The sequence below is a fragment of the Pseudomonas sp. B414 genome (genome assembly GCF_055408445.1).
In genome coordinates, this window is sequence record NZ_JBUZTQ010000002.1 from 141,637 (window position 1) to 167,302 (window position 25,666).

Below are 25,666 nucleotides of genomic sequence, written 5' to 3' on the forward strand. Positions count from 1 at the left end.
GCCCGGTGTCAGCGGGCGTGGCTAATGGAATCTTGTTATGCGTTCGAAACAACTCAGCCTTACGGCGTTATCGAACGATCAGGGAGCGGCACGGGCCGCTCGCCTTCAGAGCGTTACGCACCGATAACAATCGGGCGTGCCAGAGGCGGTACACCGGGTTTTGCCTGGGCAATACCGGCTTCGAACTCTGGACGGAAGTACTTGATCGCGCTGCCCAATGGCTCCACGGCACCCGGTGCGTGAGCACAGAACGTCTTGCCAGGGCCGAGGAAACCGACCAGACCCAACAGGGTCTCGATATCGCCGGGCTGACCCTCGCCATGTTCGAGTGCCATCAAGAGCTTGACGCTCCATGGCAGACCATCACGGCAAGGGGTGCAGAAACCGCACGATTCGCGAGCAAAGAACTGCTCCATGTTGCGCAGCAGCGAGACCATGTTGACGCTGTCGTCCACGGCCATGGCCAGACCGGTACCCATACGGGTGCCGACCTTGGCTATGCCACCGGCGTACATTTGTGCGTCCAGGTGCTCGGGCAACAGGAAACCGGTACCGGCGCCGCCTGGCTGCCAGCACTTGAGCTTGAAGCCGTCGCGCATGCCACCGGCGTAGTCTTCGAACAGCTCGCGTGCGGTCACGCCGAAGGGCAGTTCCCACAGGCCAGGGTTCTTCACTTTGCCGGAGAAGCCCATCAGCTTGGTGCCGTGGTCTTCGCTGCCTTCACGGGCCAGGGATTTGTACCAGTCAACGCCGTTGCCGATGATGGCCGGTACGTTGCACAGGGTCTCGACGTTGTTTACGCAGGTCGGCTTGCCCCAAACGCCCACGGCTGCCGGAAACGGCGGCTTGGAACGCGGGTTGGCGCGACGGCCTTCGAGGGAGTTGATCAGTGCGGTTTCTTCACCGCAGATGTAACGCCCGGCGCCGGTGTGCACGATCAGTTCGAAGTCAAAGCCCGAACCGAGGATATTCTTGCCCAACAGGCCCGCGGCCTTGGCTTCTTCCACCGCACGACGCAGGTGCACGGCAGCGGTGGTGTATTCGCCACGCAGGAAGATATAGCCGCGGTAGGTTTTCAGTGCACGGGCGCTGATCAGCATACCTTCGATCAGCAGATGGGGCAGTTGCTCCATCAGCATGCGGTCTTTCCAGGTGTTGGGTTCCATTTCATCGGCGTTACACAGCAGGTAACGGATGTTGATGGATTCGTCTTTAGGCATCAGCCCCCACTTCACGCCCGTGGGGAAGCCGGCACCGCCGCGACCCTTGAGGCCCCCGTCTTTCACGGTCTGGACGATATCGTCCTGAGACATGTCAGCGAAGGCTTTGCGGGCGGCTGTGTAACCGTCCTTGGCCTGGTATTCGTCGAGCCAGACGGCTTCGCCGTCGTCACGCAGACGCCAGGTCAGGGGGTGGGTTTCTGCCGAACGCTTGATCAGGTTGGCAGGGCCGAAAGAAGTCAGGCTCATGGGTAGCCCTCCAGCAACGTGGCGACGCCAGCAGGCTGCACGTCACCGAATGTGTCGTCGTCGATCATCAACGCCGGCGCCTTGTCGCAGTTGCCCAGGCAGCACACTGGCAGCAGCGTGAAGCGGCCGTCGGGAGTGGTCTGGCCGAGGCCGATGCCCAGTTTGTTCTGGATCTCGCCGACTACCGATTCGTGGCCGCCGATATAGCAGACCATGCTGTCGCACACACGGATAATGTGGCGGCCCACCGGCTGGCGGAAGATCTGGCTGTAGAACGTGGCCACGCCTTCAACGTCGCTGGCAGGGATGCCCAGCAGCTCGCCGATGGCGTAAATGGCGCCGTCCGGCACCCAGCCGCGTTCCTTCTGAACGATCTTCAGGGCTTCGATCGACGCCGCGCGCGGGTCTTCGTAGTGATGCATCTCGTGCTCGATGGCCGAGCGCTCGGTTTCGCTCAGGGCGAAACGGTCTGTCTGGATAAGCGTGCTGTTCATGCTTAGCGGTCCACGTCGGCCATAACGAAATCGATACTACCCAGGTACGCAATCAAGTCCGCGACCATTTCACCTTTGATCACCGAAGGGATCTGCTGCAGGTGCGGGAAGCTTGGGGTGCGAATCCGGGTGCGGTAGCTCATGGTGCCGCCATCGCTCGTCAGGTAATAACTGTTGATGCCCTTGGTCGCTTCAATCATCTGGAAAGATTCGTTGGCCGGCATCACCGGGCCCCACGAAACTTGCAGGAAGTGCGTGATCAAGGTCTCGATATGCTGCAACGTGCGCTCTTTAGGTGGCGGCGTGGTCAGCGGGTGATCCGCCTTGTACGGGCCGGCCGGCATGTTGCGCATGCACTGCTCGATGATTTTCAGGCTCTGGCGCATTTCTTCGACACGCACGATGCAACGATCGTAGGCGTCGCCGTTGGCCGCCAGCGGGACTTCGAACTCGAAGTTCTCGTAGCCGGAGTACGGGCGCGCTTTACGGATATCGAAATCGCAGCCGGTCGAACGCAGGCCAGCACCGGTAACGCCCCATTCCAGGGCCTCTTTGGTGTTGTAGGCGGCAACGCCGATGGTACGACCGCGCAGGATGCTGTTGTCCAGGGCTGCTTTCTGGTACTCGTCCAGACGCTTTGGCATCCAGTCGATGAATTCCTTGACCAGGCGATCCCAGCCATTTGGCAGGTCGTGGGCAACGCCGCCGATACGGTACCAGGCCGGGTGCAGACGGAAACCGGTAATGGCTTCGATCACCTTGTAAGCGCGCTGACGGTCGGTGAACGTGAAGAACACCGGAGTCATGGCGCCCACGTCCTGGATGTAAGTCCCCAGGAACAGCAGGTGGCTGGTGATACGGAAGAACTCGGCCATCATGATGCGGATGGTGTCGACCCGGTCCGGCACCTTGATCCCGGCGAGCTTCTCGACCGAGAGCACGTACGGCAGGTTGTTCATCACGCCGCCGAGGTAGTCGATACGGTCGGTGTACGGGATGAAGCTGTGCCAGGACTGGCGTTCGGCCATTTTTTCGGCACCACGGTGGTGGTAGCCGACGTCAGGCACGCAGTCGACGATTTCTTCACCGTCCAGCTGCAGGATGATACGGAAGGCGCCGTGAGCCGAAGGGTGGTTCGGACCCAGGTTGAGGAACATGTAGTCCTCGTTTTCGCCGGAACGCTTCATGCCCCAGTCTTCCGGGCGGAAGCGGGCGGCTTCTTCTTCCAGCTGTACCTTTGCCAGGGTCAGGCTGTACGGGTCGAACTCGGTGGCGCGGGCCGGGAAGTCCTTGCGCAGAGGGTGACCTTCCCAGGTCGGCGGCATCATGATGCGCGACAGGTGCGGGTGGCCTTTGAAGTCGATGCCGAACATGTCCCAGACTTCACGCTCGTACCAGTTGGCGTTCGGCCAGATACCGGTCACGGTCGGTACGCTGAGGTCGCTCTCGGACAAGGCGACCTTGATCATTACGTCACTATTACGCTCAAGCGACATCAGGTGATAGAAGACGGTGAAGTCTGCACCCGATGGCAGGCCCTGACGCTTGGTACGCAGACGTTCGTCCACACCGTGCAAGTCATAGAGCATGACGTAGGGTTTTGGCAGGTTGCGCAGGAAGGTCAGGACTTCAACCAGTTTTGCGCGGCTAACCCAAAGCACCGGCATGCCGGTGCGCGTGGCCTGGGCGGTGAACGCCTCAGGGCCAAAACGGGTATTGAGTTCGACAACCACATCTTGGTCGTCAGCCTTGTAAGGCGGGATGTACAGAGCGGAGCCTGTAGTCATGGTTTTTTATCGCTTTCGGTCAACGTAAAGAATGAAGCCAGGGTTTCGTTCTATTGAGTAGAAACGGCGCTGGATCAGACTTCGTCGGGGCTGCGCAGGTTGGTTACCTGAATACGCTGTTCACGGCGCTGTTCCTTTTGCGACGGCATCTCGGCGCGGTAAACGCCTTGTTCGCCGACAACCCAGGAAAGTGGGCGACGCTCCTGGCCAATCGACTCCTGCAAGAGCATCAAGCCTTGCAGGAAAGCCTCAGGGCGGGGTGGGCAGCCTGGCACGTAAACGTCCACGGGCAGGAACTTGTCGACCCCTTGAACCACGGAGTAGATGTCGTACATGCCACCGGAGTTGGCGCAAGAACCCATGGAGATAACCCATTTAGGCTCAAGCATTTGCTCATAGAGACGCTGGATGATCGGCGCCATCTTGATGAAGCAGGTACCGGCGATAACCATAAAATCCGCCTGACGCGGCGATGCCCGGATAACTTCGGCGCCAAAGCGCGCGATGTCGTGGGGCGCCGTGAAGGCGGTGGTCATTTCCACGTAGCAGCACGACAGGCCGAAGTTGTACGGCCACAGGGAGTTTTTACGCCCCCAGTTGACCGTGCCGTTCAGCACGTCTTCCAGCTTGCCCATGAAGATGTTTTTGTGGACTTGATCTTCTAACGGATCGGCAACGGTTTCCCGTGTGCCGATCGGGTATTGCTCGTTAGGAGCGTCCGGGTCGATCCTGGTAAGTTCGTATTGCATTGCCAAAGCCTCATTGTTTCAGCTTGGCCTGCCGCTTACGACGAGCTTCCGGTGCCCAATCAAGAGCACCCACCCGAAATAGGTAGACAAGGCCTGCCAACAGAATTGCTATGAAAACGAGAGCTTCGACGAATCCGGTCCAGCCGCTTTCGCGAACAGACACAGACCATGCAAAGAGATAGAGGGCTTCGATATCGAAGATCACGAACAGCATCGCGACCAGATAGAATTTGGCTGAGAGCCGCAAGCGGGCGCCACCGGTAGGTAGCATGCCGGACTCGAACGGTTCGTTTTTGCTGCGTCCCCAGGCTTTTGACCCGAGAAGGCTGGAAACACCGAGCATGAAGGCACAAAGGCCGACAACACCGAGAAGGAAAATGGCAAAGCCCCAGTTGTGGGCTATGAGTCCTGTCGCTTCGGGCATGCTGGAATCCTTAACAGAGAGCAAAGGTCTCTGAGCTTGAAAAGGTAATAAAGCAGTGACGTTATGTCGCAGTGCTATTGATTGCGGGGATTTTATGGCTAAACACCCAGCAAGTAAATTTTCTAAGATGAATTAATTCAGTCCTTTAGTGGTATGGCCTTCCTCGAATGTGCTGTACGCCATGTGCTGTGGGCGTTACAGCCTGATTTGTTGTTTATGTTTTACAGCGCCGGTAATCAACAATAGCAACTCTAAATGATAATCAATATTGTTTAAGTGCGGCGCTGTGCTTTGTTCCGGTTGAACTTGGCTTATATAGGCCTGGTTGGCAAGTTTGGAACTTGGCTTTTTAACCCGGTTTTTGTTTTGCGGTATGGATCTGGGTCAGGGTTTTGTCGCTAGGTCGCGTTGGTTTCTTGTGGGAGGGGATGCAAATGTTCGGGGCAAAAAAAACGCCCCGAACCAGTCGGGGCGTCATGTGCATGGCATTGCGTTGTTGCTTTACCGGCCGGGCAATGTCCTTGGTTCCACTATCAGTGGAACTGTTCTTCTTCAGTCGAGCCGGTCAGGGCGGTTACCGAAGACGAGCCACCCTGGATCACGGTGGTCATGTCGTCGAAGTAGCCGGTGCCCACTTCCTGCTGGTGCGCCACAAAGGTGTAGCCCTTGCTGGCGTCAGCGAATTCCTGCTCTTGCAGTTTCACGTAGGCAGTCATGTCATTGCGGGCGTAGTCGTGCGCCAGGTTGAACATGCTGTGCCACATGTTGTGGATGCCAGCCAGGGTGATGAACTGGTGCTTGTAGCCCATTGCCGACAGTTCGCGCTGGAACTTGGCGATGGTCGCGTCGTCCAGGTTTTTCTTCCAGTTGAAGGAAGGCGAGCAGTTGTACGACAACAGTTGGTCCGGGTATTCCTTTTTGATCGCTTCGGCAAAGCGACGGGCTTCGTCCAGGTCCGGCTTGGCGGTTTCGCACCAGATCAGGTCGGCATAAGGAGCGTAGGCCAGACCGCGAGCGATAGCCTGGTCCAGGCCAGCGCGTACTTTGTAGAAGCCTTCCTTGGTGCGCTCGCCGGTCACGAACGGCTGATCGTACGGGTCGCAATCGGAGGTCAGCAGGTCAGCCGCGTTGGCGTCGGTGCGGGCCAGGATAATGGTCGGCGTGCCAGCCACGTCAGCGGCCAGACGGGCAGCGGTCAGTTTCTGTACGGCTTCCTGGGTCGGTACCAGTACCTTGCCGCCCATGTGGCCGCATTTTTTCACTGATGCAAGTTGGTCTTCGAAGTGAACGCCGGCGGCGCCTGCTTCGATCATGCTTTTCATCAACTCGTAGGCGTTGAGTACGCCGCCGAAACCGGCTTCAGCATCGGCCACGATCGGTGCGAAGTAGTCGATATAGCCCTGGTCACCCGGGTTTTTACCGGCTTTCCACTGGATCTGGTCAGCACGACGGAACGAGTTGTTGATGCGCTTGACCACGGTAGGTACGGAGTCCACCGGGTACAGCGACTGATCCGGGTACATGGATTCGGCAGAGTTGTTGTCTGCCGCCACTTGCCAACCCGACAGGTAGATAGCCTGGATACCGGCTTTAACCTGTTGTACCGCTTGGCCCCCGGTCAGGGCGCCCATGCAGTTGACGAAATCTTTTTCAGGACGGAAGGACGGGTGTGCGCCCTGTGTCACCAGTTTCCACAGCTTGTCGGCACCCATTTTTGCAAAGGTGTGCTCGGGTTGTACCGAGCCGCGCAGGCGGACCACGTCAGCAGCGGAGTAATCGCGAGTCACGCCTTTCCAGCGTGGGTTTTCGGCCCAGTCTTTCTCAAGGGCTGCAATTTGCTGTTCGCGTGTCAGTGCCATGGTGATAAACCTCGTTGCATAGGTCTGGATTGAAAAAATGGTCGCTCCACCAGGCACACAACACTGTTGTTCGTATACGTGCGTGAATGGCTGCTCGCTACAGGCGGTACAGGCCCCAGAGCCTTTGCGGGGCCTCTGATCAGCGGGAGCGGGGCCATCATGCCCTTGCATTTTTAAGGCGTCAAATGTTTTGTAGTGCTTTTTTTATAACACTACATAACTGTGCAAATACGACTTGTCAGTCAGTTTTGGCCCTTTTGGTCGAGTACCTCGACTTTGACCCGTACGGTCAAGTCATCCCGGCTCTGCGTAGAGTAGCTGCGGGTTTGCGCCGGGTTATCGGCCTGGTTGCGGCCATTGCTGCCCGCCAGGGTGATCCACTGCCCAAGAGGGCCGCTGACCTGTGTGTCGGTACTTTGCATGTTCACTACATCCGGCTGTTCCTGGCTCATGCGGTCACGAGTGGTACTGATCGCCAGGTGTACCGTTTCACCTGTAACGCTGGCCGTGACGTAAAAACCCCGGGTGACGTTGCGATAATCAGTCTGGGTCAGTACGCGGCCGTAGGCGTCTGTCTGGGCGCTGGTCAGGGGCACGCTTTGACCAGTCTGGATAAAGGCCGGGGTGCCTTCGCTGGTCTGGATTTGCTGGGTGCCGCCGTCGCGGCTGGCGGTGCTGATTATCCGGGTGTTCGGGTCGGTATTTGCAAGGTTGCTGTCGCTGGTGTCGACGCTGATCAGCAGGCGTTTGGCGGGCTGGTCGAGTTGTGCGAGGAGGTCTTCGAGGTTTTTGATTTTGGAGGGCGCTGCTTCGACGATCAGTTGATTGCCATAGGCGCTGACTTTGCCGTTTTTGCCGATAAAGTTCTGCGCAATGGGCAGCAGATCGGCGCTGGTACGGTTTTGCAGGGTGATCACCTGTGTTTCGGCCAGGGCGCTGAGGCTGGTTAGCAGCAAGAGGCTGGCAATGATGGCGCGTAGGGACATGTCCGTTATCTCCGCAATGCTTGAAAGTACTGGGTGTGAGTGTGCCAGATAGCAAAACGCCCTGCGATCCGTGGATGGCAGGGCGTTTTGTGGGGGCTATGGCAATGCACTGCTGTGGGGCTGGCTTGCCCGCGATGGCTGCGACTCATTATTGCTGACTCACCGCGTCGCCTGCATCGCGAGCAAGCCCGCTCCCACAGGGAAAAGTGCCAGTCGTGAAACTTAGCTCACACGCACCATATCGACGTGGGGAATCCCGGCTTCGAGGAATTCATCACTGACGATCTTGAAACCCAGGCGCTCGTAGAACGGCGTGGCATGCACCTGGGCGCTGAGCATTTGTTGCTTCAGCCCGCGTTTCTCGGCTTCAAGAATCGTGGCTTGCATCAGTGCGTCGCCGACTTTCAGGCCGCGCCAGTCTTTCAGGACCGATACGCGGCCGATATGGCCGTCCGGCAGCAGCCGGGCGGTACCAATCGGAAAATCGCCTTCATAGGCCAGAAAATGCACAGCATCGGCATCGTCTGCATCCCACTCCAGTTCTGGAGGTACAGATTGTTCGGCAATAAACACCGCCTCACGAATGCGTCGAAGTTCGGCGTTGTCCTTTTGCCAGTCGGCGACACGTACGTGAATGCTATTCATCAGCGAACCCCAGGCTTCCTTGTTTAACCAGCTCACAGAGCAGGTTGCGTCCATCTTCATCGGCCAGCCATGTGCCGAGGTTGTCACTGTGCAGTGCGTCGGCGGCGCAGACCAGTTTCAGCAGTTCGCGCAGCTTGCCCGGCAGCAGGCGGCTTTGACCGCTGGCGAACAGCAGCAGGTCGTCATCCACTTCGGACCAGGCCAGGCGGGCGCTTGGGTTGCGGATCAGGATGGCGCCCTGTTCCAGGCTGCCCAGCAGGTCTTCTTCTTCGAGTTCAGGGCCGACCACGAGTTCCGGGTAGCGTGGCTCGGTCATGAACTGGCCGAACCAGGTCAGCAGCATGCGCTCGTCGCTCATGTGCTCAGCCAGCAAGCCTTTGAGGCGGTCGAGTGCGTCGCGCTGGATCTGGTGCGGATCGCTTACCGGTTGTGCATCGGCGTCGGTGTAGCGCTCTTCGTCCGACAGGTACTGGCTGAGGAAGTCGGTGAAGTGGGTCAGCACTTCAGCGGCGCTCGGTGCGCGGAAGCCTACCGAGTAGGTCAGGCAGTCGTCCACGGCGACGCCGCAGTGGGCCAGGCGCGGTGGCAGGTAGAGCATGTCGCCGGGCTCCAGGGTCCACTCGTCGGTGGCCTGGAAGTCGGCGAGGATGCGCAGGTCGGCATGTTCGAGCATTTTGCTGTCGGTGTCGCACATCTGGCCGATCTGCCAGTGACGCTGGCCGTGACCTTGCAGCAGGAACACATCGTAGTTGTCGAAGTGCGGGCCGACGCTGCCACCGGGGGCGGCGTAGCTGATCATCACGTCGTCGATGCGCCAGCTTGGCAGGAAGCGGAAGTTTTCCAGCAGTTCGTTGACTTCAGGCACGAACTGATCGACCGCTTGCACCAGCAGGGTCCACTCGCGCTCTGGCAATTTGCCGAATTCGTCTTCGGCGAACGGGCCGCGGCGCAGTTCCCATGGGCGCTCGCCGTGTTCGATGATCAGGCGCGATTCGACTTCTTCTTCAAGGGCCAGGCCGGCCAGCTCGTCGGCGTCGATCGGGCTTTCGAAGTCAGGAATCGCCTGGCGCACCAGCAGCGGTTTTTTCTGCCAGTAGTCGCGCATGAACTCGCGCGCAGTGATGCCGCCCAGAAGTTGAAGAGGAATATCAGGATTCATGTGTAACCTATTGAAAAATTGCACTTTGTAATCGGGAATAAAAACGCCCGGCACGGCCGGGCGTTAATAGGTCGTTGCAGCGATCAGATACGCTTGGCTTGCTCGACCGCGTTGCCAATGTAGTTGGCAGGGGTCAGCAGTTTCAGCTCGGCTTTGGCCGCTTCCGGCATTTCAAGGCCGTCGATGAAAGTTTGCAGTGCTTCAGGGCTGATGCCCTTGCCGCGGGTCAGCTCTTTGAGCTTCTCGTACGGGTTTTCGATGTTGTAGCGGCGCATTACGGTCTGAATCGGCTCGGCCAGCACTTCCCAGCAAGCGTCCAGATCAGCAGCGATTTTCTGAGCGTTAAGCTCAAGCTTGCTGATGCCTTTGAGGCTGGCTTCGTACGCGATCACACTGTGAGCAAAGCCCACACCGAGGTTGCGCAGTACGGTGGAGTCGGTCAGGTCGCGCTGCCAGCGGGAGATTGGCAACTTGCTGGCCAAATGCTGGAACAGGGCGTTGGCGATCCCCAGGTTGCCTTCGGAGTTCTCGAAGTCGATCGGGTTGACCTTGTGCGGCATGGTCGACGAGCCGATCTCGCCAGCGATGGTGCGCTGCTTGAAGTAGCCCAGGGAGATATAGCCCCAGATATCGCGATCGAAGTCGATCAGGATGGTGTTGAAGCGCGCGATGGCGTCGAACAGCTCGGCAATGTAGTCGTGCGGTTCGATCTGCGTGGTGTAGGGGTTGAAGCCCAGGCCCAGCTCGTCTTCGATAAAGGCGCGGGCGTTTTCTTCCCAGTCGATCTGCGGGTAGGCCGACAGGTGGGCGTTGTAGTTGCCCACGGCGCCGTTGATTTTGCCCAGCAGCGGTACAGCAGCCACTTGCGCGATTTGACGCTCAAGACGGTAAACCACGTTGGCCAGTTCTTTGCCCAGGGTGGTGGGCGAAGCCGGTTGGCCATGGGTGCGCGACAGCATTGGCACGTCAGCGAACTTGATGGCCAGTTCGCGGATGGCTTGTGCGGTTTGACGCATCAGCGGCAGCATCACCTCATCACGGCCTTCGCGCAGCATCAGGGCGTGGGACAGGTTGTTGATGTCCTCGCTGGTGCAGGCAAAGTGGATGAATTCGCTGACATTGGCCAGTTCAGGCAGCTTGGCAGCCTGTTCCTTGAGCAGGTACTCAATGGCTTTTACGTCGTGGTTGGTGGTGCGCTCGATCTCTTTGACACGCTCGGCGTGCTCCAGAGAGAAGTTTTCGGCCAGTTCATTGAGAACGGCGTTGGCTTCGGCTGAGAAAGCCGGGACTTCAGGGATGGCAGCGTGAGCAGCCAGGCGCTGGAGCCAGCGGACTTCAACCAGAACGCGGGCACGGATCAGGCCGTACTCGCTGAAAATTGGGCGCAGGGCCTGGGTTTTGCCGGCGTAGCGGCCGTCAACAGGGGAAACCGCAGTGAGCGAAGAGAGCTTCATGGGGTGTTCTCGGACAGTCGGGCAACGAAATGGGGCGCGTATCATACATGAAAAAACGGCCGGTCCGTTGCCAAGTGACCGGCGTCATACGCGTATCGATTTTTAAATCTGTGCCTGCTGGCGGCTTTTAGTTGCCGCGCAACATCGGATAAAGCTCTTTGAGCAGCTTGCGGCGGCTGAACACCAGCTGCCAGCGATGGCCACCCAGCTGGCGCCAGAGCCGCGCCGAGCGGATACCGGCCAGCAGCAGGGCGCGAATTTTTGCAGCATTGTTCGGCTGTTGCAGGTTGCGCATGTCGCCGTGTACCTGAATGCGCTGGCGCAAAGTGCTCAGGGTGTCCTGGTACAGCGCGCCACAGGCGGCGACCACGTTTTCGTGGGCCGGGCCGAAGTGCTCGACCTGGGACTGGATCTGCGGCAAGCGCTTGCCGATCATTTCCAGCATGTCGTCACGCTTGGCCAGTTGACGCTCCAGGCCGAGCATCGACAGTGCGTAGCGCAAAGGCTCGCGCTGCAGGGTGTTGGGGTCGCGCTCAAGGGCGCCGATCAGGGCGCGATAGCCTTCGCGCAGGTTGATGTCGTCGCCGCCAAAGACTTCCAGGGTGTCCTTGGGGTCGCGCACCAGCAAAGTGCCGAGCATGCAGGCCAGGTCGGCCTCGCTGACCTGGCCGGTCTTGGCGATCTTGTCCACCAGTACAGCGGCCAGAAACACGCCGCCCAGGGCTATCAGTTGCTCCTGAGTCGGGTTCATGGGCGCTTGCCCTTGCTCGACCAGGGCTCGGCCACTTCGATCACGCCACCACCGAGGCAGACTTCGCCATCGTAGAACACCACGGATTGACCGGGGGTGACCGCGCGTTGCGGGTCATCGAAGGTGGCGCGGTAGCCGGTAGCGGTTTTTTCCAGGGTGCAGGGCTGGTCACTCTGGCGATAACGCACCTTGGCGGTCAGGCGCAGAGGGGTGCTCAGGTCGATCGGATTGACCCAATAGATCTCGGAAGCCAGCAGGGCGCCGGAGAACAGCCATGGGTGGTCGTTGCCCTGGCCGACAATCAGCTCGTTGTGCTCCAGATCCTTGACCAGCACGTACCACGGCTCGTCACTGGCGTCTTTCAGGCCGCCAATGCCCAGGCCCTGGCGCTGGCCGATGGTGTGGTACATCAGGCCGTGATGGCGGCCGATCACTTCACCTTCAGTGGTTTTGATCTCGCCCGGTTGTGCCGGCAGGTATTGCTTGAGGAAGTCGCTGAAGCGGCGTTCGCCGATAAAGCAGATTCCGGTGGAGTCTTTTTTCTTCGCGGTGGCCAGGTCGTGTTTCTCGGCGATGCGGCGCACTTCGGGTTTTTCCAGCTCGCCGACCGGGAACAGGGTCTTGGCGATCTGCTCGCCGCCGACAGCGTGGAGGAAGTAGCTCTGGTCCTTGTTCGGGTCCAGGCCCTTGAGCAGCTCGGTACGGCCGTCAATGTCACGACGGCGCACATAGTGGCCGGTGGCAATCAGGTCGGCGCCGAGCATCAGGGCGTAGTCCAGGAAGGCCTTGAACTTGATTTCGCGGTTGCACAGGATGTCCGGGTTCGGCGTGCGACCGGCCTTGTATTCGGCCAGGAAGTGTTCGAACACGTTGTCCCAGTACTCGGCGGCAAAATTGGCGGTGTGCAGCTTGATGCCAATTTTGTCGCACACGGCCTGGGCGTCTGCCAGATCGTCCATGGCAGTGCAGTAATCCGTTCCGTCGTCTTCCTCCCAGTTCTTCATGAACAGGCCTTCCACCTGGTAGCCCTGCTCCATGAGCAGAACGGCGGAAACGGAAGAATCGACACCGCCGGACATGCCGACAATGACGCGCTGCTTTTCGGGGGCGACTAGGGCTGGATCACGCATAAGGATTCAATGAGTGTCTTGAAAAAGGACGCGATTCTAGCAGGCCCGAGCGCTCAAGGCTAAACCGAAGGGCGGATTAACGACAGGTCGAACAGTTTGCCGCCCAGATAATCGTCGATGCACTGCAGGGTCAGCTCGCTGCGCCAGCGTTCGCGTTGCTCCAGCAACTCGTCTCGGGTCAGCCACAGCGGGCCAATGATGCCGGTGTCCAGCGAGTATTCGGGGTGGTGCTTGACGGCCTTGCCGGCAAAGCATACGCGCTGGTAGGTCACACCATTGCTGGGGGCGGTGTACAGATAAATGCCGATGACGCCGGTCAGTTCGACGTCATAGCCGGTTTCTTCGAGGGTTTCGCGGATGGCGGCGTCGATCAGGCTCTCATTCGGGTCCAGGTGCCCGGCGGGTTGATTGAGCACAGGGCGGTCGCGCTTTAGCTCTTCGACCATCAGAAAACGGCCGTTGTCTTCAACGACAGTGGCGACGGTGATATGGGGTTTCCATTCCATGGGGTGGGTCTCGATTTATTGGTGGATGCATATCCCCTGTGGGAGCGGGCTTGCTCGCGATGCAGGCGCATCGGTCTGTGCTTTTTACGCGCTGATGCTATCGCGAGCAAGCCCGCTCCCACAGGGTTTGTATGGGCTGTAAAAACACAAACCCCGGCGTCGTGGGCCGGGGTCTGTGGTGTTGCTCGTTGCTCTTACACCAGCGAAGCGATGATCGCGTTCAGCGTGGCGCTAGGGCGCATTACCTTGCTCACCTTGTCGGCGTCGGCGTGGTAGTAACCACCGATGTCGACCGGCTTGCCCTGCACGGCGTTGAGTTCGGCAACGATTTTTGCCTCGTTCTCGGCCATGGCTTTTGCTACTGGAGCAAACAGGGCTTGCAGCTCTTTGTCTTCAGTCTGGGCAGCCAGGGCCTGAGCCCAGTACAGCGCCAGGTAGAAGTGGCTACCGCGGTTGTCGATGTTGCCGACTTTGCGCGATGGCGATTTGTTGTTGTCGAGGAACTGGCCGGTAGCCTGGTCCAGGGTCTTGGCCAACACCAACGCTTTCGGGTTGTTGTAGGTTGTGCCCAGGTGCTCCAGGGAAGCGGCCAGGGCCAGGAATTCACCCAGCGAGTCCCAGCGCAGGAAGTTTTCTTCCAGCAGTTGTTGTACGTGCTTGGGTGCCGAACCGCCTGCGCCGGTTTCAAACAGACCGCCGCCATTCATCAGCGGAACGATCGACAGCATTTTGGCGCTGGTGCCCAGTTCCATGATCGGGAACAGGTCAGTCAGGTAGTCGCGCAGTACGTTGCCGGTCACCGAGATGGTGTCCTGGCCGGCACGGGTGCGTTCCAGGGTGAACTTCATGGCATCGACCGGCGCCATGATGCGAATGTCCAGGCCGCTGGTGTCGTGATCCTTCAGGTAGGTTTCTACCTTTTTGATCATTTCAGCGTCGTGGCTGCGCTTTGGGTCCAGCCAGAACACGGCCGGGGTGTTGCTGGCACGGGCACGGTTGACGGCCAGTTTTACCCAGTCGCGGATCGGCGCGTCTTTGGCCTGGCACATGCGCCAGATATCGCCTTCTTCGACGTTCTGTTCCATCAGCACGTTGCCGTTGCTGTCGGTTACCCGAACAACACCCGGGGTCTTGATCTGGAATGTCTTGTCGTGGGAGCCGTACTCTTCGGCTTTTTGCGCCATCAGGCCAACGTTTGGCACGCTGCCCATGGTGGTCGGATCGAAAGCGCCGTGTTTCTGGCAGTCTTCGATGGTCGCCTGGTAGATGGTGGCGTAGCAGCGATCCGGGATCACGGCCTTGGTGTCCTGCAGCTTGCCTTCGGTGTTCCACATTTTGCCGGAATCACGAATCATGGCAGGCATCGAGGCGTCGACGATCACGTCGCTTGGCACGTGCAGGTTGGTGATGCCTTTGTCCGAATTCACCATCGCCAGTGCAGGGCGATCAGCGTACACGGCCTGGATATCGGCTTCGATCTCGGCCTGCTTCTCGGCTGGCAGTGCCTTGATGCGGGCGTACAGGTCGCCGATACCGTTGTTCAGGTTGAAACCGATTTCTTTCAGGACGTCTGCGTGTTTTTCCAGCGCACCCTTGTAGAACTCGGCCACGATCTGACCAAACATGATCGGGTCGGAAACCTTCATCATGGTGGCTTTGAGGTGAACCGAGAACAGTACGCCTTTTTTCTTGGCGTCTTCGATTTCGGCCGCTACGAACTGGCGCAGGGCTGTTTTGCTCATCACGGAGCAGTCGATGATCTCACCGGCCTGAACGGCGGTTTTTTCTTTCAGGACGGTGGTGGTGCCGTCTTGAGCGATCAATTCGATTTTAACGCTGCCCGGGGCTTCGATCAGGGCAGCTTTTTCGCTGCCGTAGAAGTCGCCTTCGCTCATGTGAGCCACGTGGGACTTGGAGTCTGCAGTCCATGCACCCATTTTGTGCGGGTGCTTGCGCGCGTAGTTCTTGACCGACAGCGGGGCGCGGCGGTCGGAGTTGCCTTCGCGCAGTACCGGGTTTACGGCGCTGCCCATGACCTTGCTGTAACGCGCCTTGACTTCTTTGTCGGCGTCGGTGGTCACGGTTTCCGGGTAGTCCGGGATATCAAAGCCCTGTGCTTGCAGTTCCTTGATGGCGGCCTGCAATTGCGGGACCGAGGCGCTGATGTTCGGCAGCTTGATGATATTGGCTTCAGGGGTTACGGCCAGAGCGCCCAGTTCGGCGAGGTGGTCCGCTACGGCCTTGGCACCCAATTGCTCGGGGAAGCTGGAAAGGATCCGGCCTGCGAGAGAGATGTCACGCGTCTCAACGGCAATATCAGCGGGCGCAGTGAAGGCTTCGATGATAGGCAGCAGTGAATAGGTGGCGAGCGCCGGAGCTTCGTCGGTGAAGGTGTAGATGATCTTCGAACGGTTGGGCATTTCGGATTAACTCTCTTCTTTGCTGAGCGTGCTCAGATTCTCGAGATGCGCAGGGTAGGCGCTTTCGTTCACAGTGAACAATGAGCCGAAAGTCGAGGTTCTTCGCGGTGATGTGAATGCATCAGTAGAGCGTCAAGCGGTCGAGCCGGGGTAACGGCTCAGCCTTTCTAGGCCTGAAAGACTCATTCCAGTAGGTGTTTCACTGTGACTCCGTGGTCACCGGCGCAGTATACATAGGTCACTAATGTTCCTGCGAGGGGTGCGGCCTATCACGAATCATCCATTGGTCTAAGTCCCTGCGGCAAAATGCCCTTGTTTTTGGCGTTTTAACCCCTGTTTACTGGGGTTTCGGGGCAATTTGCGGAGGTTGGTGCTGTGTGTGCGGAACATTAAGTTTGCGTGTCAATTTAACTGGGGTACGCTCGGGATCGGCATGATGTTCCACCCACAAATGGAGTTCAGCATGGGATACAACAAGATCAAGGTTCCAGCCGCAGGTGAGAAAATCACCGTCAACGCCGACCACTCGCTCAATGTTCCCGACAACCCCATCATTCCTTACATTGAGGGGGATGGCATCGGTGTCGATATCAGTCCGGTGATGATCAAGGTTGTGGATGCGGCGGTGAACAAGGCCTACGCCGGCAAGCGCAAGATTTCCTGGATGGAAGTTTATGCAGGGGAGAAAGCCACCCAGGTCTATGACCAGGACACCTGGCTGCCTCAGGAAACCCTGGATGCGGTAAAGGATTATGTGGTGTCGATCAAAGGTCCGCTGACAACTCCGGTGGGTGGCGGTATTCGCTCCCTGAACGTTGCCCTGCGCCAACAGCTTGATCTGTATGTATGCCTGCGTCCGGTGCGCTGGTTTGAAGGTGTGCCCAGCCCGGTGAAAAAGCCCGGCGACGTCGATATGACGATCTTTCGCGAAAACTCCGAAGACATCTATGCCGGGATTGAATGGAAGGCCGGCTCGCCTGAAGCGATCAAGGTGATCAAGTTCCTGAAAGAAGAAATGGGTGTGACCAAGATCCGTTTCGACCAGGACTGCGGGATCGGGGTCAAGCCCGTGTCAAAAGAGGGCACCAAACGCCTGGCGCGCAAGGCCCTGCAATACGTGGTGGATAACGACCGCGAATCCCTGACCATCGTGCATAAAGGCAACATCATGAAGTTCACCGAGGGTGCCTTCAAGGAGTGGGCCTATGAGGTGGCGGCTGAAGAGTTCGGTGCGACCTTGCTCGACGGCGGCCCGTGGATGCAGTTCAAAAACCCGAAAACCGGGCGCAATGTGATCGTCAAGGACGCGATCGCCGATGCCATGCTCCAGCAGATCCTGCTGCGGCCTGCCGAATATGACGTGATCGCCACGCTCAATCTCAACGGTGACTACCTGTCCGATGCCCTGGCTGCTGAAGTGGGCGGCATCGGCATTGCGCCAGGGGCCAACCTGTCCGACACCATTGCCATGTTCGAAGCTACCCATGGTACGGCGCCCAAGTATGCGGGCAAGGATCAGGTCAACCCGGGTTCCTTGATCCTGTCAGCGGAAATGATGCTGCGGCATATGGGCTGGGTAGAGGCTGCCGACCTGATCATCAAGGGCACCAATGGCGCGATTTCGGCCAAAACCGTGACCTACGACTTCGAGCGGTTGATGGACGGTGCCACGCTGGTTTCGTCGTCGGGCTTCGGCGATGCGCTGATTGCACATATGTGAACTGAGCAGGCATAAAAAAACCGGCCGATTCGAGTGATTGAATCGGTCGGTTTTTTTTGCGGCGGGTCAGACCGGGAGGCTGGTTACCTCTTGCGCAGCCACCGAAGTGCTGGCAGGGACTTGAGCATTGGTGATGGCAACAGCATGCAGGCCCTTGGGGCCCTGGATTATTTCGAAGCTCACAGGCTGGCCAGCCTTGAGCGTCTTGTAACCGTCCATCTGGATTGCTGAAAAATGTGCAAAAAAGTCGATCGGGTTTCCGTGTTCATCGATGCCTTCCTTGGCCTGCGTATTAATAAAGCCGAAGCCCTTGGCGTTGTTGAACCACTTGACCTTGCCTTGCATACTCATATCCCTCTGCTGCAAACAACTCCATCACTGGAGTATTATCCAGTCAACTCGCACAGAAACCAGTAAATATGGTTGACTGTGCGGACCATTTTTCCCACTGTGGGTACTATATGGTTGTAACACCGTTTTACCGATAGTCAAGGTCACGCGGCGGCGGTGTTGAAATTTGACACGTTTGCCTCCATCACTGTAATTGCACCATCAACGACGAACCTTTTTTTCCATGCATGCAATCAGCCAGACTCGACTAACATTCAATCAAGATCAACCCGATTTTGATGACGAAGATTCCGCTGGCTTGGCTGTGCAAGAGGCTAAGCCTGCGCTTCAGGCGCCGCCGATGTACAAGGTGGTTTTGTTCAATGATGACTACACGCCAATGGATTTCGTTGTCGAAATTCTAGAGGTGTTTTTTAACTTGAATCGCGAATTGGCGACCAAGGTCATGCTGGCCGTCCATACAGAAGGACGGGCTGTGTGCGGCATCTATACCCGCGACATCGCCGAGACCAAGGCAGCGCAGGTAAATCAGTACGCACGCGAAAGCCAGCATCCGCTACTCTGTGAAATCGAGAAGGACGGTTAACGCCGACCACTTGGGTATGAGGTGAAGCCATGTTAAATCGCGAGCTCGAAGTCACCCTCAATCTTGCCTTCAAGGAAGCCCGTTCCAAACGTCATGAATTCATGACGGTTGAACATCTCCTTTTAGCGCTCCTGGATAATGAGGCGGCCGCAACCGTTCTACGCGCCTGTGGCGCAAACCTCGACAAACTCAAGCATGACCTGCAAGAGTTTATTGACTCCACCACCCCCCTGATTCCCATCCACGACGAAGATCGTGAAACCCAGCCAACCCTGGGCTTTCAGCGTGTCTTGCAGCGTGCCGTTTTCCACGTACAAAGCTCCGGCAAGCGTGAAGTGACGGGCGCCAATGTGCTGGTCGCGATTTTCAGCGAGCAGGAAAGCCAGGCGGTGTTTCTGCTCAAGCAGCAGAGCGTTGCGCGCATTGATGTGGTCAACTTTATTGCCCATGGCATCTCCAAGGTGCCGGGGCATGGCGATCACACCGACAGCGACCATGAAATGCAGGATGAAGAGGGCGGCGAGTCGTCGTCTTCGAGCAATCCTCTGGACGCTTATGCCAGCAACCTGAACGAACTGGCCCGTCAGGGCCGGATTGATCCGCTGGTGGGTCGTGAAATGGAAGTTGAGCGCGTTGCCCAGATCCTGGCGCGTCGTCGCAAAAACAACCCGTTGCTGGTGGGTGAGGCCGGTGTGGGTAAAACCGCCATTGCCGAAGGCCTGGCCAAGCGCATTGTCGACAATCAGGTGCCGGACCTGCTGGCTAACAGCATTGTCTACTCCCTGGATCTCGGCGCCTTGCTGGCGGGCACCAAGTACCGTGGTGATTTCGAGAAGCGCTTCAAGGCGCTGCTCGGTGAGCTGAAAAAACGCCCGCAGGCGATTCTGTTTATCGACGAAATCCACACCATTATCGGTGCCGGTGCCGCTTCCGGCGGGGTGATGGATGCTTCGAACCTGCTCAAGCCGCTGTTGTCTTCGGGCGACATTCGTTGCATCGGCTCGACCACGTTCCAGGAATTCCGCGGAATTTTCGAGAAAGACCGTGCCCTGGCGCGACGTTTCCAGAAAGTCGACGTGTCCGAGCCTTCGGTTGAAGACACCATCGGTATTCTGCGTGGCCTCAAAGGCCGCTTCGAACAGCATCACGGCATCGAGTACAGCGATGAGGCCCTGCGTGCAGCGGCTGAGCTGGCCTCGCGCTATATCAATGACCGGCATATGCCGGACAAGGCCATTGATGTGATCGACGAAGCGGGTGCTTATCAGCGTCTGCAGCCGGTCGAAAGCCGGGTCAAGCGTATCGAGGTGGCACAGGTTGAAGATATCGTGGCGAAAATCGCCCGTATTCCGCCTAAACACGTTTCGGTCTCGGACAAGGAGCTGTTGCGCAACCTTGAGCGCGACCTGCGCCTGACTGTATTCGGTCAGGATGCGGCGATCGATTCGCTGTCCACTGCGATCAAGTTGTCCCGTGCCGGGCTCAAGTCACCAGACAAGCCGGTGGGTTCGTTCCTGTTCGCCGGGCCTACCGGTGTCGGCAAAACCGAGGCGGCACGCCAGTTGGCCAAGGCCCTGGGGATCGAGCTGATCCGCTTCGACATGTCCGAGTACATGGAGCGCCACACCGTATCGCGTCTGATCGGTGCGCCTCCGGGCTATGTCGGTTTCGATCAGGGCGGTCTGTTGACCGAAGCAATCACCAAGCAGCCACATTGTGTGTTGCTGCTCGATGAGATCGAGAAGGCCCACCCGGAAGTCTTCAACCTGCTGCTGCAGGTCATGGATCACGGCACCCTGACCGATAACAACGGGCGCAAGGCGGATTTCCGCAACGTGATCGTGATCATGACCACCAACGCCGGTGCTGAAACAGCTTCCCGGGCCTCGATGGGCTTTACTCATCAGGATCATGCTTCCGATGCCATGGAAGCGATCAAGAAGAGCTTTACCCCCGAGTTCCGCAACCGCCTGGACACCATCATCCAGTTTGGTCGCCTCAGTCACGAGGTTATCAAGCACGTGGTGGACAAGTTCCTTACCGAACTGCAGGCGCAGCTGGAAGACAAGCATGTGCAGCTTGAAGTGTCGGATGCGGCGCGTGGCTGGTTGGCTGCAGGTGGCTATGATGCTCTGATGGGCGCACGGCCGATGGCACGTTTGATCCAGGACAAGATCAAGCGTCCGCTGGCTGAGGAGATTCTCTTTGGTGAGCTGGCCGATCATGGCGGTGTGGTACATATCGACCTGGAAAACGGTGAGCTGACCTTCGAGTTTGAAACCGCAGTCGAAATGGCTTGATGTAACTCTGCAGTAATGAAAGGCGCCTTCGGGCTAATGCCGATCAGTTAAGTGGGATGCTAAATCCCTGTGGGGAGTCTCGGTGGGAGCGGGCTTGCTCGCGATTGGTGCAACGCGGTTTGACAGTTAAACCGCGTCGCTCCAATCGCGAGCAAGCCCGCTCCCACAGGTTCCCCACGGTTCTCCTTAACTGACTGGTATTAGTCTTGGGGCGCCTTTTTGCTGTCTGCAATCAGGTGGTCTGGATCAGCGCGGTATTGCGCTCCAGCACCGGGTAGCCCAGTGCGGCAATATGGTGATGCACGCGTCGATAGTCGCGCAGCACCCGCTGGAAAATATCCCCGGATTCGGCCCATGTGGTCTTGTCGTTCTGCAATTTGCGAAAGTGCTCGCGGCTGGCGCCGGCTTCCAGTTTGCGTACGCTCTCTTTGTGGTTGATCAAGTCCTCGGCTGCGCTGACGTCTTCGCGCAAAAAAGCGGTGATGGCCAGATTCAGGCTGTCCAGCAGGGCCAGGTGCATGGCCTGGATATGCACCAGTTCGAAGGAGGAAAAACGTTCACCCCGGCGAGTCCGGCGAACCGCCAGTTGCGCCAGGTTGTTGAGGATGTCACCGGCATGTTCCAGGTTGATCACGAACATCAGAATTTCCTGGGCACGATCGGCATCTTCATCGCTGATACCGTCCTGGCCAATATCAGCAAGGTAGGCGCGGATCGCCGCACTTAGCAGATCAATGGAGTGATCCAGTTGCCGTACCTTGTTCACCGTCTGCTGGTCTGGCTTCTCGAACAATTGCAGTACCTGATTGAGCATCAGCGAGGTCATGTCCGCCAGGCGCAAGGCTTCGCGCACGGCATTGGATAGACCGATATTGGCCACTTCCAGCCCGGCTTCGTCCAGATACTGCGGCATACCCGGGTCCGCTGGTGGTTCTTGCTGGGGAAACAGGCGAGTCAGCAGGCGTGCGCAGGGCTCGGTCAGGCCGATAAACACCAGTGCCAGTGCCAGATTGAACGCGGTATGCAGGTACACCACCATGTGTGCAGGGCCGATATCAGTGCGGGCCAGAGAACTGGCGATAAAACCCAGCCACGGTAGCAAGGCCAGGGTGCCGAGCAAGCGGATTAGCAGGTTGCCCACCGGCAGGCGGCGTGCCACGGGTGAGCTGGCGCTGAATACGGAGGGCAGGGCGCCGCCGATATTGGCGCCGAGCATCAGGGCGATGGCGGTTATGGGTGTCATCATGCCGACTCCCGCCAAAGAGGCGATCAGCAGTACCACCGCGACGCTTGAGTGGCAGATCCAGGTCAGCAGTACGGCGGCGATTACTGCGATGATTACATCGCCTTCCAGGCTTTGCATAATGGCGCGAAACACTGAAGTCGCCTCCATATGCCCTAGTGTGGCGCTGAGCAAGCCCAGTGCCAGCAGCATCAGGCCCAGGCCGATCAGCGCGCAGCCGACGCTCTCATGGCGCGAATCATCGCGCAGGCGAAACACGATAAAACCCACCAGCAGGATGACCGGCATCGCTAGCGAGGTGTCGAAGCTCAGCAGTTGCACGACCAGGGTCGAGCCGATATTGGCCCCCAGCATCACCGCCAGGGCGGGCGCCAGGCTCAGGGTGCCAGCAGCAGTAAACGAAGTGGCCATCAGGCTGACCGCAGTACTGCTCTGCAGTACGCCGGTTATACCGATTCCGGAAATCAGCGCCATCCAGCGGTTATTCAGGTTGCGCCCCATCCAGTTGCGCAGTTGGGTGCCAAACCCGCGCAGCAGGGCCGTGGAAATCATATGGGTGCCCCACAGCAACAGTGCGATGGCCCCTGCGAGGTTGAGCAACAGAGTGGTTCCCGTCATAAGGAATCTCCACAAAACAAGCATTCATGTGTTACGAGGTCGTAATACAAAGGCACGGGCTGGCGCGCTATGGCGTCAGCCCGTGGTGATTCAAGTCAGTACCACTGCTTGAAGCGGCGGATGTAGAGGGTCTTCATCAGCTGTGCGACGCAGCAGTAGCTGAACAGGGTGGCTACCAGCCATGGGAAGTACGACAGCGGCAGCGGTTCCAGGCCTACCAGTGTGCCCAGTGGCGAGAACGGTACGTAGATCCCCAGCACAATCACGATGATGGTCATCATGGTCACCGGCCATGCGGCGGTGCTCTGGATAAACGGGATCTTGCGGGTTCGCAGCATATGCACCACCAGGGTTTGCGACAGCAGCCCCTCGATAAACCAGCCGGACTGGAACAGGGTCTGCATTTCCACACTGTTGGCCGAGAACACGTACCACATCAGGGCAAAGGTGGTGATATCGAAGATCGACGACGTTGGCCCGATCCAGATCATAAAGCGGCCGATATTTTTGGCGTCCCACTTGCGTGGTTTTTGCAGGTATTCCTTGTCCATCTTGTCCCACGGCAGTGCCAGCTGGGAGATGTCATACATCAGGTTTTGCAGCAGCAGGTGAATCGACAGCATCGGCAGAAAAGGGATAAAGGCGCTGGCCACCAGGACCGAGAACACGTTGCCGAAGTTGGAACTGGCGGTCATGTTCAGGTACTTCATGATGTTGCCGAAGGTCTCGCGACCCTTGAGCACGCCTTCTTCCAGCACCATCAGGCTCTTTTCCAGAAGAATGATGTCAGCTGATTCCTTGGCGATATCCGTGCCGCTGTCCACCGAGATGCCCACATCGGCATCGCGCAAGGCTGGGGCGTCATTGATGCCGTCACCAAGGAAGCCGACGGTGTGGCCATTGGCTTGCAACGCTTTCAGTACCCGGGACTTCTGCAGCGGCGTGAGTTTGGCAAAGACGGTGCGTTGTTCGACTTCCAGTTGCAGGGTGGCGTCGTCCATGCTCTCGATCTGTGGGCCCAGCAGCGGGGTGCCGGGTTCCAGGCCGACCTGGCGGCAGATCTTGCTGGTGACCACGGCGTTGTCGCCGGTCAGTACCTTGACCGTGACGCCGATATCGCGCAGCGCGGCAATCGCCGGGCCAGCGGTTTCCTTTGGCGGATCAAGGAAGGTGAGCATGCCGCGGATCACCAGGTCCCGCTCGTCGGCGGTGTTGTATTGCTTGCAAGCCTGCGCCTTGGGGATTTCGCGGGTAGCGACCAGCAATACGCGGAAACCGTCTTCGTTGTATTCGGTGGCCAGTGCCAGCAATTGCTCGCGGCGGGCCGGGTCCAGCGCAACGCAGGCATCGCCTTCCATCACATGGGTGGCGATGCCGAGCATTTCTTCCACGGCGCCCTTGCACACCAGCAGGTGGTCGCCCTGGGTGTCCTTGACGATGATCGACAGGCGCCGACGCACGAAGTCGAAAGGCAGTTCATCGACCTTGCTGTAGTTGAGCGGGGCGTTGAACTGTGGATCCTGTTGCGAGAACTGCACCACCGCCTGATCCATCAGGTTGCGGATGCCGCTTTGGTGATGGCTGTTGAGCCAGGCCAGGGCCAGTACCGATTCGTCGCGCTTGCCGCTGGCGTCGACATGATGCTCAAGGATGATGTGGTCCTGGGTCAGGGTGCCGGTCTTGTCGGTACACAACACGTCCATCGAGCCGAGGTTCTGGATCGCGTTCAGGCGTTTGACCACCACCTTGCGCTTGGCCATGGCCGTGGCGCCCTTGGCCAGGTTGGCACTGACAATCATGGGTAGCATTTCCGGGGTCAGGCCGACCGCCACCGCCAGGGCAAACAGGAACGCATCGCCCCAATCGCCCTTGGAGAAGCCATTGAGGAAAAACACGATGGGCACCATGACCAGCATAAAGCGGATCAGCAGCCAGCTGACGCTGTTGACCCCGCGGTCGAAGGCGGTTTGTGTGCGTGAGCCGACGATTGCCTTGGCCAGCGAGCCGAAGTAGGTGCGCGGGCCGGTGGCGACCACCACGGCCCTGGCGGTGCCGCTGACCACGTTGGTGCCCATAAAGCAGATATTGGGCAGGTCCAGCAGGTTGCTTTGATCGGCTGCGCTGCTGGATGCCGACTTTTGCGTCACATCTCCCAGGGTGTCGTATTTCTCCACCGGCAAGGCTTCGCCGGTGAGCACGGCCTGGCTGATAAACAAATCCCGGGATTCGATCAGGCGAATATCCGCCGGAATCATGTCGCCCGCGGACAGTTGCACGATGTCACCGGCCACCAGTTCGCGCATCGGCACTTCGTGTATCGAGGTCTTGCCGCCGGTTTTGTCGCGCCGCACAACGGTAGCGGTGGTGCGGACCATGGCCTTGAGGGCTTCGGCGGACTTGGCCGAGCGATGTTCCTGCCAGAACCGCAACAGGCTGCTCAGGCCAACCATCAGGCCAATGATGATGACTTTGGTCAGGTCGCCTTCTTCGCCATCGCGTTCCGGTAGCCAGTAGTCGGTGAAAAAGCTGATCACGCCCAGGGTCAGCAGTACATAGATAAAGGGGTTGTGCAGGGCCATCAGTAATTGCACGAGGGCGTGAGGTGGCTTGTCATGGGCCACTTCGTTGTAGCCATCGCTCTGCAGGCGCTCGGCGGCGTCCTGCTCGGTCAGACCGGCGGTTGTGGCGCGTACGTTGGCCAGGGTGGCCGAAAGGCCGTTTTGGGCTTCCCGGGCGGCACGCATGGACAGTTTGTGGCTGTCAGCGGTGCTCTTCTTGTCTCGAACTTCAGTGTCTTTTACGGCGCTCATGATGAGAACTCCTGTCGCCAACTCTTGACCAAACATACGTTGGCTTACCTTTTAAAAGGCGAGCCAATGTATGCCGAGTCGCAAACTTCGCAATCGGTTTAAATGAAGTGTTAAGTGTGTTTTAAAGTTCCGCTGCGAACGTTTTAAAGCGCGCGCAACGGGTAACTACTGGCGACTTCCATAAGGAACTCCAGTGAACTGAAAG

At 58.5% G+C, this 25,666-nt stretch carries 20 protein-coding genes; 3 read left to right on the plus strand and 17 right to left on the minus strand.

The window, feature by feature from the left end:
* Nucleotides 1-113 precede the first annotated feature (113 nt).
* The 14 genes from nuoF to ACZRMH_RS02930 all read right to left on the minus strand — a co-directional run bounded on the left by nuoF (nucleotide 114) and on the right by ACZRMH_RS02930 (nucleotide 15,833).
* Entirely contained in the window at nucleotides 114-1,469 is a 1,356-nt protein-coding gene (nuoF, locus tag ACZRMH_RS02865) for an NADH-quinone oxidoreductase subunit NuoF (RefSeq protein ID WP_464012064.1), read from the minus strand.
* Nucleotides 1,466-1,963 carry an NADH-quinone oxidoreductase subunit NuoE gene (gene nuoE, locus ACZRMH_RS02870; protein WP_464012065.1) on the minus strand — a complete coding sequence of 166 codons (498 nt, stop codon included), beginning with the start codon at nucleotides 1,961-1,963 and terminating at the stop codon, nucleotides 1,466-1,468. The genes nuoF and nuoE overlap by 4 nt, the downstream gene beginning before the upstream one ends.
* A gap of 2 nt (nucleotides 1,964-1,965) precedes the next feature.
* A complete protein-coding gene (nuoC, locus tag ACZRMH_RS02875; protein ID WP_464012066.1) occupies nucleotides 1,966-3,750 on the minus strand; it encodes an NADH-quinone oxidoreductase subunit C/D in 1,785 nt (594 codons plus the stop codon).
* Between the two features lie 74 nt (nucleotides 3,751-3,824).
* Nucleotides 3,825-4,499, minus strand: a complete 675-nt coding sequence (locus tag ACZRMH_RS02880) for a NuoB/complex I 20 kDa subunit family protein (protein ID WP_016780200.1) — start codon at nucleotides 4,497-4,499, stop codon at nucleotides 3,825-3,827.
* A 10-nt stretch (nucleotides 4,500-4,509) separates the two neighbouring features.
* The gene (locus ACZRMH_RS02885) at nucleotides 4,510-4,923 is read right to left on the minus strand and encodes an NADH-quinone oxidoreductase subunit A (RefSeq protein WP_048358577.1); all 414 of its coding nucleotides are present in this window, start codon (nucleotides 4,921-4,923) and stop codon (nucleotides 4,510-4,512) included.
* A 533-nt stretch (nucleotides 4,924-5,456) separates the two neighbouring features.
* Entirely contained in the window at nucleotides 5,457-6,782 is a 1,326-nt protein-coding gene (aceA, locus tag ACZRMH_RS02890) for an isocitrate lyase (protein WP_235571037.1), read from the minus strand.
* Nucleotides 6,783-7,024: 242 nt separating this feature from the next.
* Nucleotides 7,025-7,768: a secretin N-terminal domain-containing protein gene (locus ACZRMH_RS02895; RefSeq protein WP_464012067.1), complete on the minus strand. Its 744-nt coding sequence runs from the start codon at nucleotides 7,766-7,768 to the stop codon at nucleotides 7,025-7,027.
* 222 nt (nucleotides 7,769-7,990) lie between these two features.
* Complete coding sequence (locus ACZRMH_RS02900) at nucleotides 7,991-8,413, minus strand: GNAT family N-acetyltransferase (RefSeq protein ID WP_095003299.1); 423 nt, start codon at nucleotides 8,411-8,413, stop codon at nucleotides 7,991-7,993.
* On the minus strand, nucleotides 8,406-9,572 hold the full coding sequence (locus ACZRMH_RS02905) for a ribosomal protein uL16 3-hydroxylase (protein ID WP_464012068.1): 1,167 nt from the start codon (nucleotides 9,570-9,572) through the stop codon (nucleotides 8,406-8,408). The genes ACZRMH_RS02900 and ACZRMH_RS02905 overlap by 8 nt, the downstream gene beginning before the upstream one ends.
* An 83-nt stretch (nucleotides 9,573-9,655) precedes the next feature.
* Nucleotides 9,656-11,026, minus strand: coding sequence for an adenylosuccinate lyase (purB, locus tag ACZRMH_RS02910; RefSeq protein ID WP_464012069.1), 1,371 nt, complete (start codon nucleotides 11,024-11,026; stop codon nucleotides 9,656-9,658).
* Between the two features lie 127 nt (nucleotides 11,027-11,153).
* The gene (gene hflD, locus ACZRMH_RS02915) at nucleotides 11,154-11,777 is read right to left on the minus strand and encodes a high frequency lysogenization protein HflD (protein ID WP_464012070.1); all 624 of its coding nucleotides are present in this window, start codon (nucleotides 11,775-11,777) and stop codon (nucleotides 11,154-11,156) included.
* Nucleotides 11,774-12,907 (minus strand): tRNA 2-thiouridine(34) synthase MnmA, encoded by a 1,134-nt coding sequence (gene mnmA, locus ACZRMH_RS02920; RefSeq protein WP_464012071.1) that lies wholly within the window; start codon nucleotides 12,905-12,907, stop codon nucleotides 11,774-11,776. Before mnmA ends, hflD begins: the two co-directional genes overlap by 4 nt.
* A 59-nt stretch (nucleotides 12,908-12,966) precedes the next feature.
* The gene (locus ACZRMH_RS02925) at nucleotides 12,967-13,413 is read right to left on the minus strand and encodes an NUDIX hydrolase (protein WP_464012072.1); all 447 of its coding nucleotides are present in this window, start codon (nucleotides 13,411-13,413) and stop codon (nucleotides 12,967-12,969) included.
* Nucleotides 13,414-13,607: 194 nt separating this feature from the next.
* Entirely contained in the window at nucleotides 13,608-15,833 is a 2,226-nt protein-coding gene (locus ACZRMH_RS02930; RefSeq protein ID WP_464012073.1) for an NADP-dependent isocitrate dehydrogenase, read from the minus strand.
* 463 nt (nucleotides 15,834-16,296) lie between these two features.
* Here ACZRMH_RS02930 and icd point away from each other — a divergent pair, with 463 nt between their 5' ends.
* Complete coding sequence (icd, locus tag ACZRMH_RS02935) at nucleotides 16,297-17,553, plus strand: NADP-dependent isocitrate dehydrogenase (RefSeq protein ID WP_464012074.1); 1,257 nt, start codon at nucleotides 16,297-16,299, stop codon at nucleotides 17,551-17,553.
* 66 nt (nucleotides 17,554-17,619) lie between these two features.
* Here icd and ACZRMH_RS02940 read toward each other — a convergent pair whose 3' ends face one another.
* A complete protein-coding gene (locus ACZRMH_RS02940; protein WP_464012186.1) occupies nucleotides 17,620-17,898 on the minus strand; it encodes a cold shock domain-containing protein in 279 nt (92 codons plus the stop codon).
* Between the two features lie 229 nt (nucleotides 17,899-18,127).
* Here ACZRMH_RS02940 and clpS point away from each other — a divergent pair, with 229 nt between their 5' ends.
* Entirely contained in the window at nucleotides 18,128-18,490 is a 363-nt protein-coding gene (clpS, locus tag ACZRMH_RS02945; RefSeq protein ID WP_464012075.1) for an ATP-dependent Clp protease adapter ClpS, read from the plus strand.
* Nucleotides 18,491-18,519: 29 nt separating this feature from the next.
* Nucleotides 18,520-20,790 (plus strand): ATP-dependent Clp protease ATP-binding subunit ClpA, encoded by a 2,271-nt coding sequence (gene clpA, locus ACZRMH_RS02950; protein WP_464012076.1) that lies wholly within the window; start codon nucleotides 18,520-18,522, stop codon nucleotides 20,788-20,790.
* Between the two features lie 232 nt (nucleotides 20,791-21,022).
* Here clpA and ACZRMH_RS02955 read toward each other — a convergent pair whose 3' ends face one another.
* The gene (locus tag ACZRMH_RS02955; protein ID WP_464012077.1) at nucleotides 21,023-22,651 is read right to left on the minus strand and encodes a Na/Pi cotransporter family protein; all 1,629 of its coding nucleotides are present in this window, start codon (nucleotides 22,649-22,651) and stop codon (nucleotides 21,023-21,025) included.
* A 95-nt stretch (nucleotides 22,652-22,746) separates the two neighbouring features.
* Nucleotides 22,747-25,461, minus strand: a complete 2,715-nt coding sequence (mgtA, locus tag ACZRMH_RS02960) for a magnesium-translocating P-type ATPase (RefSeq protein WP_464012078.1) — start codon at nucleotides 25,459-25,461, stop codon at nucleotides 22,747-22,749.
* Nucleotides 25,462-25,666: the final 205 nt, after the last annotated feature.

Bases quoted from the DNA above. Each gene is read 5' to 3' on its own strand.
- nuoF (WP_464012064.1), bottom strand. From the start codon at position 1,469: ATGAGCCTGACTTCTTTCGGCCCTGCCAACCTGATCAAGCGTTCGGCA.
- nuoE (WP_464012065.1), bottom strand. From the start codon at position 1,963: ATGAACAGCACGCTTATCCAGACAGACCGTTTCGCCCTGAGCGAAACC.
- nuoC (WP_464012066.1), bottom strand. From the start codon at position 3,750: ATGACTACAGGCTCCGCTCTGTACATCCCGCCTTACAAGGCTGACGAC.
- ACZRMH_RS02880 (WP_016780200.1), bottom strand. From the start codon at position 4,499: ATGCAATACGAACTTACCAGGATCGACCCGGACGCTCCTAACGAGCAA.
- ACZRMH_RS02885 (WP_048358577.1), bottom strand. From the start codon at position 4,923: ATGCCCGAAGCGACAGGACTCATAGCCCACAACTGGGGCTTTGCCATT.
- aceA (WP_235571037.1), bottom strand. From the start codon at position 6,782: ATGGCACTGACACGCGAACAGCAAATTGCAGCCCTTGAGAAAGACTGG.
- ACZRMH_RS02895 (WP_464012067.1), bottom strand. From the start codon at position 7,768: ATGTCCCTACGCGCCATCATTGCCAGCCTCTTGCTGCTAACCAGCCTC.
- ACZRMH_RS02900 (WP_095003299.1), bottom strand. From the start codon at position 8,413: ATGAATAGCATTCACGTACGTGTCGCCGACTGGCAAAAGGACAACGCC.
- ACZRMH_RS02905 (WP_464012068.1), bottom strand. From the start codon at position 9,572: ATGAATCCTGATATTCCTCTTCAACTTCTGGGCGGCATCACTGCGCGC.
- purB (WP_464012069.1), bottom strand. From the start codon at position 11,026: ATGAAGCTCTCTTCGCTCACTGCGGTTTCCCCTGTTGACGGCCGCTAC.
- hflD (WP_464012070.1), bottom strand. From the start codon at position 11,777: ATGAACCCGACTCAGGAGCAACTGATAGCCCTGGGCGGCGTGTTTCTG.
- mnmA (WP_464012071.1), bottom strand. From the start codon at position 12,907: ATGCGTGATCCAGCCCTAGTCGCCCCCGAAAAGCAGCGCGTCATTGTC.
- ACZRMH_RS02925 (WP_464012072.1), bottom strand. From the start codon at position 13,413: ATGGAATGGAAACCCCATATCACCGTCGCCACTGTCGTTGAAGACAAC.
- ACZRMH_RS02930 (WP_464012073.1), bottom strand. From the start codon at position 15,833: ATGCCCAACCGTTCGAAGATCATCTACACCTTCACCGACGAAGCTCCG.
- icd (WP_464012074.1), top strand. From the start codon at position 16,297: ATGGGATACAACAAGATCAAGGTTCCAGCCGCAGGTGAGAAAATCACC.
- ACZRMH_RS02940 (WP_464012186.1), bottom strand. From the start codon at position 17,898: ATGCAAGGCAAGGTCAAGTGGTTCAACAACGCCAAGGGCTTCGGCTTT.
- clpS (WP_464012075.1), top strand. From the start codon at position 18,128: ATGCATGCAATCAGCCAGACTCGACTAACATTCAATCAAGATCAACCC.
- clpA (WP_464012076.1), top strand. From the start codon at position 18,520: ATGTTAAATCGCGAGCTCGAAGTCACCCTCAATCTTGCCTTCAAGGAA.
- ACZRMH_RS02955 (WP_464012077.1), bottom strand. From the start codon at position 22,651: ATGACGGGAACCACTCTGTTGCTCAACCTCGCAGGGGCCATCGCACTG.
- mgtA (WP_464012078.1), bottom strand. From the start codon at position 25,461: ATGAGCGCCGTAAAAGACACTGAAGTTCGAGACAAGAAGAGCACCGCT.